This is a genomic window from Rhizobium chutanense (assembly GCF_002531935.1).
Lineage (GTDB): Bacteria > Pseudomonadota > Alphaproteobacteria > Rhizobiales > Rhizobiaceae > Rhizobium > Rhizobium chutanense.
Genome location: NZ_NWSV01000061.1, coordinates 1 through 8,424, shown reverse-complemented (window position 1 = coordinate 8,424; position 8,424 = coordinate 1). Strand labels below are relative to the sequence as shown.

Genomic DNA, 8,424 nt, shown 5'->3' with positions numbered 1-8,424 from the left:
GTTGTAACCGGAGGGACTACGGGCGACTTCGCCACGCCTCTGGCCGGGTGGCCACCCGGCCAGAGGCTAAGGCGCTTTCATCGCACGAAATCACTAACGTGCAGATACAAGGGAGATTGGGAAAGCGCCGGCGATTCTTCGCTGTCGTGGCATGGCCCCGCCTGTCGCCCCAGCCATCAGCGAAATTTCACGTAAGCATCAACGCTTCGCCTTTGACTGCGGCGGCCGGGTGCCGGTATCAGCACGGCGAATCTTTCTTGCGAGCCCCCATGTCCCTCGATCGCCTTGCCCCCGCTCTCTTCGTTCTGCTCTGGTCCACGGGCTGGGTGGTGGCGAAATATGCGGCGCTGCATTCCGAACCCTTCACCTTTCTTTCGATCCGCTACGGGCTGTCGGCGCTGGCATTCCTGGTGCTCTGCCTGGTGATGCGGGCACGGTGGCCGACAAGCCGGGAGACGTGGCTGCGCGCCATCTATTCCGGTTTTTTCCTGCATGGTTTTTATCTCGCCGGCCTGTGGTGGGCGATCGCCAATGGCGTGCCGGCCGGGATATCGGGGATCATCGCGGCGCTGCAGCCGCTGATGACCGCGATGGCGGCGCCCTTTCTCGTCGGCGAGCGGTTGCAGCAGACGCAGAAATTCGGCCTTGCGCTCGGCTTTATCGGCATTGCCATTGCGATTTCGCCGAAGCTGTTCGATCCGGCGACATCAGATCTCGGCCATGCGGCTCTGCCGCTGGCGGTCAATCTCATCGCCATGGGCTCCGTCACCTACGGCACACTCTATCAGAAGAAACACCTGCAATCCGGCGACCTCAGAACGATTGCGACGCTGCAATATGTCGGGGCGCTGCTCCTCACCCTGCCGTTGTCGCTGATCTTCGAGCATCAGCATTTCGATGGCACCGCACAGGCCTTCGGTGCACTCGCCTGGTCGGTCTTCGGCCTGTCGATGGGCGGTGTCGGGCTGCTGCTTTATCTGATCCGCCGGGGTCAGGTCTCCCGCGCCGCTTCGCTGATCTACCTGATGCCGCCGGCCGTCGCGCTCGAGGCCTTCGTCGCCTTCGGGGAGCCGCTGACGCTGCCGTTGATCATCGGCACGGTGATTGTGGTTACGGGCGTATATATGACAAACCGCAGGGTCGTTCAGCATGCGCCGGCGAGTGCATAGGCCGATGGCTGTGCCAAGGTCGAACAACCGGATGGCTTGAACTTTCAGGCTTCCTTTCAGCCTGAAAGCAGAAGGCGAGTCGGTTATTGCAGACCGAAGCATTCGGGGTCGCCGGCGATTGCCGACGACCTCATATCCGGAGCGCCTTGGCGCGCTACGTGGCCACCGTCCACGGCCCAGCTGGCGTCTTACCAGATGTACAGAGGTCTCGCAGGAAGCAACGATCAGTTGCGGGGCTGCAGCAGCGCCAAGGCGATCGTCGACGCAGCCAGGAGCGCCGTAACAGTCAATGGTCCCACGGCGCCGTAGTGGTCGACGACATAGCCGCCAAAAACCGCGCCGATACTGATGGCCACCTGAAAAGAGACGACCATCAGGCTACCCGCCGCCTCCAGAGCGTCGGGGGCCGCGCGGGAAAGATTGGTCGGCAGCACTACCGGCGCCATGCCGAAGGCAAAGCCCCAAAGCGTGACGAACGCGAACGCGACGCCGGTATGAGCGCCCCAAAGCACCAGAGCGAGTGCTGCAAACGTCATCAATACCGCAGTGACAGCCAGGGCTATGCGGATGCTCGCATCGGCCATCCGGCCACCGGCAACATTGCCGATCACGGAGGCGATGCCAAATCCGAGCAGTGCCAAGGCGATCGATCTGGTTTCAAGGAGCGTTACTTGTTCGAGGAAAGGACGCACATAAACCGACCCGGCAAAGTGCCCGCTCATCAGCAAAAGGATGGCAAGCATTCCCAGTTGAATACCGCCCCGTCGTGTCAGACGGAAAACATCAGCGAGACTGTTGCTTGTGCTTGCAGGAAGCGTCGGCAGGCTGAGCACCTGCAGCAGCATGGCAAGCGCGGCAAGCCCGGCTGTCATCGCCATGGCGCTGCGCCATCCCAGCCAATCGCTGATCAAAGCACCCATTGAGGGTGCAGCTATCGTGGCGAGCGAGACGCCGAGGGTGACGATAGCCATGCCCCGACCTGTCGCATTGACGCCGACCAGCCTCGCCACGACGGCTACTGAAAGTGCCCAAAAGCCGCTCAGCGCGATGCCCAACCCGGCCCGGCCCAACAACAATAGCCAAAAATCGGTCGCCAATGATGCCAGAATATTGGAGCCGATCGCCAGCGCAGTGAGGCCGACCAGCACGGTTTTGCGGTTCAGTCGGCCGATGAGGACGTTGCTCAATAGGGCCGCCACGGCGCCGACAGAAGCGGTGGCGGTGACGACTTGTCCGGCCGTTCCCTCGGAAATGCCGAGATCGCGCGCCATCGGCGTCAACAGACCCGCCGGCAGGAACTCAGCGGACACCAGTGCAAAGCTGGTCGCCGCCATCGAAACAACGGCAAACCAAGTCGCCGTGTTCCACGCGGATGGTTCATCCGTCTCCAGGCCAATTGCGGCCCCGTCAAACTGTGATGTTGAGTCCGTCATTGAAGTATCTCCTATGTTCGGAGATTTGATAGACGAAGTTTTCAGGATGATATGTGTCTTAAAATCCGAAATCCATATCCATTCGTCCGGAACTTGTGCGGCGCACAATCCCCGGTGAAACCTTGGTGACGCGTTTGAAGGCGCGCGCGAAAGACGCCTCGGACTCATAGCCCAACCGGGACGCAACTTCGGCAATCGACATGCCGTTGTGCCCCAACAAATCGCGGGCAAGCTGCATACGCAGACGGACGAGGTAATGTGCCGCGCCTTCTCCCAAGATAGCGCTGAAGCGCTCGGCGAAGATCGAGCGCGACTGGCCGGCCACACCAGCGAGGCGTTCGAGGGTCCAGTTATGGCCGGGGTCCCGGTGCATGGCCGCCAACACACGACCGATATGAGGATCACGGATGGCGGCGAGCCAGCCGGTGGTCGAAGCTCCGCTGCAATTGACCCAGCAGCGGATAAGCCGCGCCGCCAGCAAGTCCGCCATTCGCGATAAGACGGTCGCGCTTCCCATTTGGGGCTGTGTCGCTTCCGCCGACATGGCCGCCAGAAGGGGGCCAACGATCGGGTCATTACCGGCCACATCGCAGCCCTTGATGATTGGCGGCATCAGAGCGATCAAGGGGTGAAGCGCATGCGCGCCCAAAGCCATGGAACCGCAGAAGAGGGTGCTATTCGCCCCCATTCCCTCCCGCACAACATCGCAGACATTGCTCCCCAACCTTGTTATCTGGCAGCTCTTAAGCGAATCTCCTTCAACATCCGGCGCGCTGGCCAACCGATGTGCGATGCCTTGAGGCAGCAGAACCAGATCGCCATCATTCAACTCCTGCCATCCTTGGACTTCGGTATGGATCCAGCACGGACCTTGGCTGACGAAGTGGAAACGAAGCAGCTGTTGTTGCGGAAAGGCGATGCTCCATGGATGCCTGAGCTCGCAGCGGCCATAGTTGACCCCGCTCAAGCGAAAGTCTTGCAGGACTTCGCTCAGGGCATCCATTGGGATAGTTGACGGCGACACCGGCCGGGACGGATGGTCAAGCATTTAGCCAATTTAGGTCTCAGGCGTCCGGCATTCAAGCGGATGCGCCCGTCTCGATGTGCGGGCGAAGGACCGGTTCGGCTCCGGACTGCCCTTGCCATGTTGCCACCACAAAGAGAAAAAGGCCGGCGCACCAATCAGATGCTCCGGCCTCGTAACGTATAGACCGAAGTTATTCGGCCTTCCTTAAATCAATCGGCGCTCAGGCGCGTTCGCGGCGCTGGCCGCCATTGCGGGAGCCGGAGCCGCCGCGGCGATTGCCGCCGTTGCCGTCGCGGCGCTGTTCGCCGCCTTGGGCCTGCTGCGGACCGCGGTCCTCGCCGTGCTTGCGGGCTGGGCGGCCGTGGCGGCCGTTGCCGCGGTGATGACCGCTCGGCTCGCCATTGGCGTGATGGCCATTGGGGCCGTTATGCACAGGGCGCTGCGGCTTTGCCGGACGGAAGTCGGAGGTCGAGACCAGATCGTTATCGGGGCCAAGATTCGGGGTGGCCTCGCCGCGGCGCTGGCCGCGGAAATCCTCGTTGCGGCTTGTACGCTCGGGACGCGGACGGCGTTCGCGGCGTTCTTCGCCGCCGGCGCGGGTTTCGCTGCCGCTGGCGCGAAACTCGCTGCCTTCGCCGTCACGGCGTGGGCGGCGTTCCTGACGGCTGCCGCGATGTTCAGAGCGGTTCTGATCGCCACGGCCTTCGCCGCGACCCTGGCCATCGCGACCCTGGCCGCCACCGCGATTGCGGTTGTTGCCATTGCCGTTGCCGCGGCGTGGGCCGCCGGCGCTGATCTGTGCCGGCGGTTCGCCGCTGGCGACCGTGATGTCGATGCCCATCAGGCGCTCGATATCGCGCAGCAGCCTGGCTTCATCGGGGGCGCAGAAGGCAATCGCGATGCCGTCGCGGCCGGCGCGCGCCGTGCGGCCGATGCGATGGACATAGGCGTCCGGCACTTCGGGCAGGTCGTAGTTATAGACGTGGCTGACGGCCGGGATATCGATGCCGCGGGCGGCGACGTCGGTTGCGATCAGCGTCTTGATGCTGCCGTCGCGGAAAGCCTTCAGCGCCCGCTCGCGCTGGCCCTGGCTCTTGTTGCCGTGGATCGAGGCGACGGAATAGCCGATGTTCTCGAGATGCTTCATCAGCTTTTCCGCACCGTGCTTGGTGCGCAGGAAGACGATGGCGCGTCCGTCAGGGTTTTCGGTCAGCGACTTGCGCAGCAGTTCCGTCTTGTCGTTCTTGCCGCCGACGAAATGCACGTATTGCTCGACCTTATCGGCAGCCTTGCCGGGCGGCGTGACTTCGACCTTGAGGGGATCGACGAGATATTCGCCGGCGAGATCGGCAATCGCCTTCGGCATGGTGGCCGAAAACAGCATGGTCTGGCGCTTCTTCGGCACCAGCTTGGCGATCTTGCGCAGGTCGTGGACGAAGCCGAGGTCGAGCATCTGGTCGGCCTCGTCGAGCACGAGATAGCGCACCGTCGTCAGCGTAATGGCGCGACGGTTGACGAGGTCGAGCAGGCGGCCGGGGGTGGCGACCAGCACATCGGTGCCTTTTTCGAGCTGCAGCTGCTGCTTGTTGATCGAGACACCGCCGACGACGACGTTGATGCGCAGCGGCGATTTGCGGATAAATTTCTTCAGGTTCTCGGCGATCTGGTTCACCAGTTCGCGAGTCGGCGCCAGGATCAGCGTCCGCGTCGTGCGGTTGTCGGGGCGGCGCTCGTCGGCGAGCAGCTTTTCGATCAGCGGCAGGCCGAAGGCGGCTGTCTTGCCGGTGCCGGTCTGGGCAAGGCCGATCAGGTCGCGGCCCTGGAGGAGCAGAGGAATGGCCTGTTCCTGGATCGGCGTCGGCGTTTCGATGCCGAGCTGGAACAAGGTGGCGACGATCGGCTTGGAGACACCAAGCGATTCAAAATTGGTCAAGGCATAACCTTTCGGGGCGCCACAATGAACATCGCCGGAGCGCACCATGCGATCCGGTTTCATTCTGGCGTCAAGAACCCCGCGTGAAGTGGGAACTTGTGAGTTGGAAAAAGCTTTCCAGCGCTTCTGGCCGCTCTTGGGAGTGCGGCGCTCTATCGAAATGCGCTTTTGTCCCTTCTTCCTGCGTTTCGTATTTTCGAGCAGGGGCACGCTCACGCGGCGGCCGGAAGGGTGAAAGCTGAGCCGCATTTGGGCTAGTTCACTGGAAAAGTCAAGTGCAGTGCACAAAAAGGTATTAGGCCCGGTGCTTCTGGCGGAAGGTCGGCGCAGAAGTTGATGGAAATAAGCCCGCGGATCTTGCCGGCATGAAACACCCACTTAGGCGCCTTCGAAGCTCGCGGGTTTCATGGTAGTACCGTCGGGAAGATCTCTGACCCGATTGTGAGCCGCCTTGAAACGGATACCGCTTATACGATTTGACGCCTTTGCCGCCTATGCCAGGAAGCCCATGATCCGCCTGCTCTGCGATGAGCTCTCCTGGTTCGAGCACGGCGGCGAGCGCGTTCTCGGCGTCGTGGTCAGGGATAGGTCGGACGATGATTTCGGCGGGCACATCTTCGGCAAGGACAGGAACGCGCGTTACCGCTGGATCGGGAGCACGGGCTTTCACGAGCGCAGACGTCACGCGGAGGTGGATCTGCGTCGCGAGATGGAACGCCACGCGGCAATGCCCGACGAAGAATATTATCAGGACGACGAGCAAGGGCAGCCGGTCGATTTCTTCGCGCCGCTTGCGAATGAAAACAAGCTCCACCCGTCCTTCAAAGCTCTTCGCGATGCGGAAGCGTATTCGGCGGCGCGCGGCATCATAGAACCCATGATGCGCTGGTATCAGGATGCCGACGGCAATTTCATCGAACAGTTCCAGACCGCAGGGTTCGATGCCCGAATCTGGGAGCTGTATCTTTTCGCCGCTTTCACCGAAATGAATTTCGAGATTTTCCGTATTCACGCTGTCCCCGACTTCTGCTGCTCCAACCCTGTCGGCGCATTCACGGTCGAGGCGGTCACCGTCAATCCGTCGCGAGATGCGACCGGCGCCATCGTGCCGCCGCCGCCAACCGAAACGCCTGAACAAATCCAGGCGTTCATCAGGGATTATATGCCGATAAAATTCGCCGGGCCCCTGAAAGCGAAGCTGGAAAAGCGTTACTGGGAAAAGCCCCATGTCGGCGACAAACCGCTCGTGTTCGCCATCCAAGATTTCTCTGCACCCGGATCAATGGTGCACTCCCGCTCGGCCTTCGAGCGTTATATCCACGGCTACGAGCACGACTGGGAACGGCGGGACGACGGCACGCTTGTTATCAAGCCGCGCAAAATCGGTGTTCATAAGTGGCGCGCGAAGGAAGTCCCATCCGGCTTCTTCGATCTACCGGACTCGGAACACATATCTGCCGTTCTGTTTTCCAATAGCGGCACCATCTCGAAGTTCAACCGAATGGGAGCGTTAGCGGGCTTCGGCTCCGAGCGATTGAGATTGGTGCGGGTCGGCACCGCCTTGAATCACGATCCGAATGCTACCGCCCCTTTCGTTTTCGAGAGAGCCGTGAAGGATCCGCGTTACAAGGAGAGCTGGGCTGAAGGGATCGACGTCTGGCATAATCCCCGGGCGGTTCATCCCCTTGACCCGAACCTGCTGCCGGACGTCGCCCATCATTGGCTCCTGCCCGACGGAAATGTGAAAAGCCTGGCGCCCGACTGGCATCCGTTCGGGTCGATGACGCTGCATAGCCTCGTAGAGGACGAAGCGGTCGTTCCTTACTAGATTGCCGGTTCAATTGAAATTCCTGGAAGCTCGGTCAGCCGATGACGCGGGAGGATACCCCAGGGCTTCATGAGTTTTGTGGCGAACGTTGTGTCGACGAGATATTCCAATGGAGCATATGCAATTTGTAGTTTAATTTCGAGCGACGTCATCTCGGCGAATCAGTGAGTAAATTTTATGTCTGATAGCGAAGCACTACAGCGTCTTCCCGACTATTCGTCCTTATGCCAGGTTCGGGAGGCTCTATGGGGGCAAAACGAAGTTCGAGGCGCGGCTATCATGGTCGGTGCCGGATTTAGTCGTTGCGCAAAGAAAGTTTCTGAATTCAGCCCCTTACCTCCGCTGTGGTCCACCTTCGAGAAGGCGATGCTTGGCCGACTTTATCCCGGAGAGCAGAAAAGCTATGACCCGCTAAAGCTCGCCGAAGAATACAAGGCTGCTCTGGGGGCGCATGCTCTCGACGCATTGATCCGGCAACTCGTTGCAGATGGGCAGTGGTTACCGGGTGATCTTCATACCCGCCTCTTATCTCTGCCATGGGCGGACGTTCTTACGACCAATTGGGATACCCTCCTTGAACGCACTGCATTGCCTAATCCTGATAGATCGTATGATGTCGTTCATACCGTTCATGATATTGCCAGGACGCGCGCTCCGCGAATCGTAAAGCTTCATGGTAGTCTGCCGTCTCACCAACCTTTCATTTTTACCGCTGAAGATTTCCGAACATATCCTCGGAACTACGCGGCGTTTATAAATCTCGCGCAGCAGGTTCTTCTTGAGAATGATCTCTGCCTTATCGGTTTTTCTGGGGATGATCCGAACTTCCTGCAGTGGGCCGGGTGGGTTCGTGACCAGTTGGGAAGTAATGCACGCCGTATACGTCTTGTCGGAGCGCTAAATCTTTCAGTTTCCCAACGGCAGGTTTTAGAGCAAAGGAACGTCACCCCCATTGACCGTAAGCGACAAGCTGACCCCATCTGGCGTCAGTAGCGTTGGCCGCTGTATTGCGGACAGACGATTCACAAACTGTG

At 60.5% G+C, this 8,424-nt stretch carries 6 protein-coding genes; 3 read left to right on the top strand and 3 right to left on the bottom strand.

Features of this window, described 5'->3' with window-relative positions; genetic code table 11:
- The first annotated feature begins 269 nt into the window (after nucleotides 1-269).
- Nucleotides 270-1,169, top strand: a complete 900-nt coding sequence (locus tag CO666_RS33105) for a DMT family transporter (RefSeq protein WP_097616158.1) — start codon at nucleotides 270-272, stop codon at nucleotides 1,167-1,169.
- Between the two features lie 224 nt (nucleotides 1,170-1,393).
- Here the strand turns inward: CO666_RS33105 and CO666_RS33100 are convergent, their stop codons facing one another.
- From CO666_RS33100 to CO666_RS33090, 3 genes are all read right to left on the bottom strand, one after another.
- Complete coding sequence (locus CO666_RS33100) at nucleotides 1,394-2,602, bottom strand: MFS transporter (RefSeq protein ID WP_097616157.1); 1,209 nt, start codon at nucleotides 2,600-2,602, stop codon at nucleotides 1,394-1,396.
- A gap of 58 nt (nucleotides 2,603-2,660) precedes the next feature.
- Complete coding sequence (locus CO666_RS33095; RefSeq protein WP_179869802.1) at nucleotides 2,661-3,650, bottom strand: AraC family transcriptional regulator; 990 nt, start codon at nucleotides 3,648-3,650, stop codon at nucleotides 2,661-2,663.
- Between the two features lie 199 nt (nucleotides 3,651-3,849).
- On the bottom strand, nucleotides 3,850-5,610 hold the full coding sequence (locus tag CO666_RS33090; RefSeq protein WP_097616155.1) for a DEAD/DEAH box helicase: 1,761 nt from the start codon (nucleotides 5,608-5,610) through the stop codon (nucleotides 3,850-3,852).
- A gap of 460 nt (nucleotides 5,611-6,070) precedes the next feature.
- On the opposite strand from CO666_RS33090, the gene CO666_RS33085 reads away from it, so the two are divergent.
- Together CO666_RS33085 and CO666_RS33080 are read left to right on the top strand one after the other, a co-directional pair.
- Nucleotides 6,071-7,390 (top strand): hypothetical protein, encoded by a 1,320-nt coding sequence (locus CO666_RS33085; protein ID WP_245436921.1) that lies wholly within the window; start codon nucleotides 6,071-6,073, stop codon nucleotides 7,388-7,390.
- Between the two features lie 279 nt (nucleotides 7,391-7,669).
- Nucleotides 7,670-8,383: an SIR2 family NAD-dependent protein deacylase gene (locus CO666_RS33080; protein WP_179869801.1), complete on the top strand. Its 714-nt coding sequence runs from the start codon at nucleotides 7,670-7,672 to the stop codon at nucleotides 8,381-8,383.
- The last annotated feature ends 41 nt before the right edge of the window (nucleotides 8,384-8,424 follow it).

Bases quoted from the DNA above. Each gene is read 5' to 3' on its own strand.
- CO666_RS33095 (WP_179869802.1), bottom strand. From the start codon at position 3,650: ATGCTTGACCATCCGTCCCGGCCGGTGTCGCCGTCAACTATCCCAATG.
- CO666_RS33100 (WP_097616157.1), bottom strand. From the start codon at position 2,602: ATGACGGACTCAACATCACAGTTTGACGGGGCCGCAATTGGCCTGGAG.
- CO666_RS33085 (WP_245436921.1), top strand. From the start codon at position 6,071: ATGATCCGCCTGCTCTGCGATGAGCTCTCCTGGTTCGAGCACGGCGGC.
- CO666_RS33090 (WP_097616155.1), bottom strand. From the start codon at position 5,610: ATGGTGCGCTCCGGCGATGTTCATTGTGGCGCCCCGAAAGGTTATGCC.
- CO666_RS33080 (WP_179869801.1), top strand. From the start codon at position 7,670: ATGGTCGGTGCCGGATTTAGTCGTTGCGCAAAGAAAGTTTCTGAATTC.
- CO666_RS33105 (WP_097616158.1), top strand. From the start codon at position 270: ATGTCCCTCGATCGCCTTGCCCCCGCTCTCTTCGTTCTGCTCTGGTCC.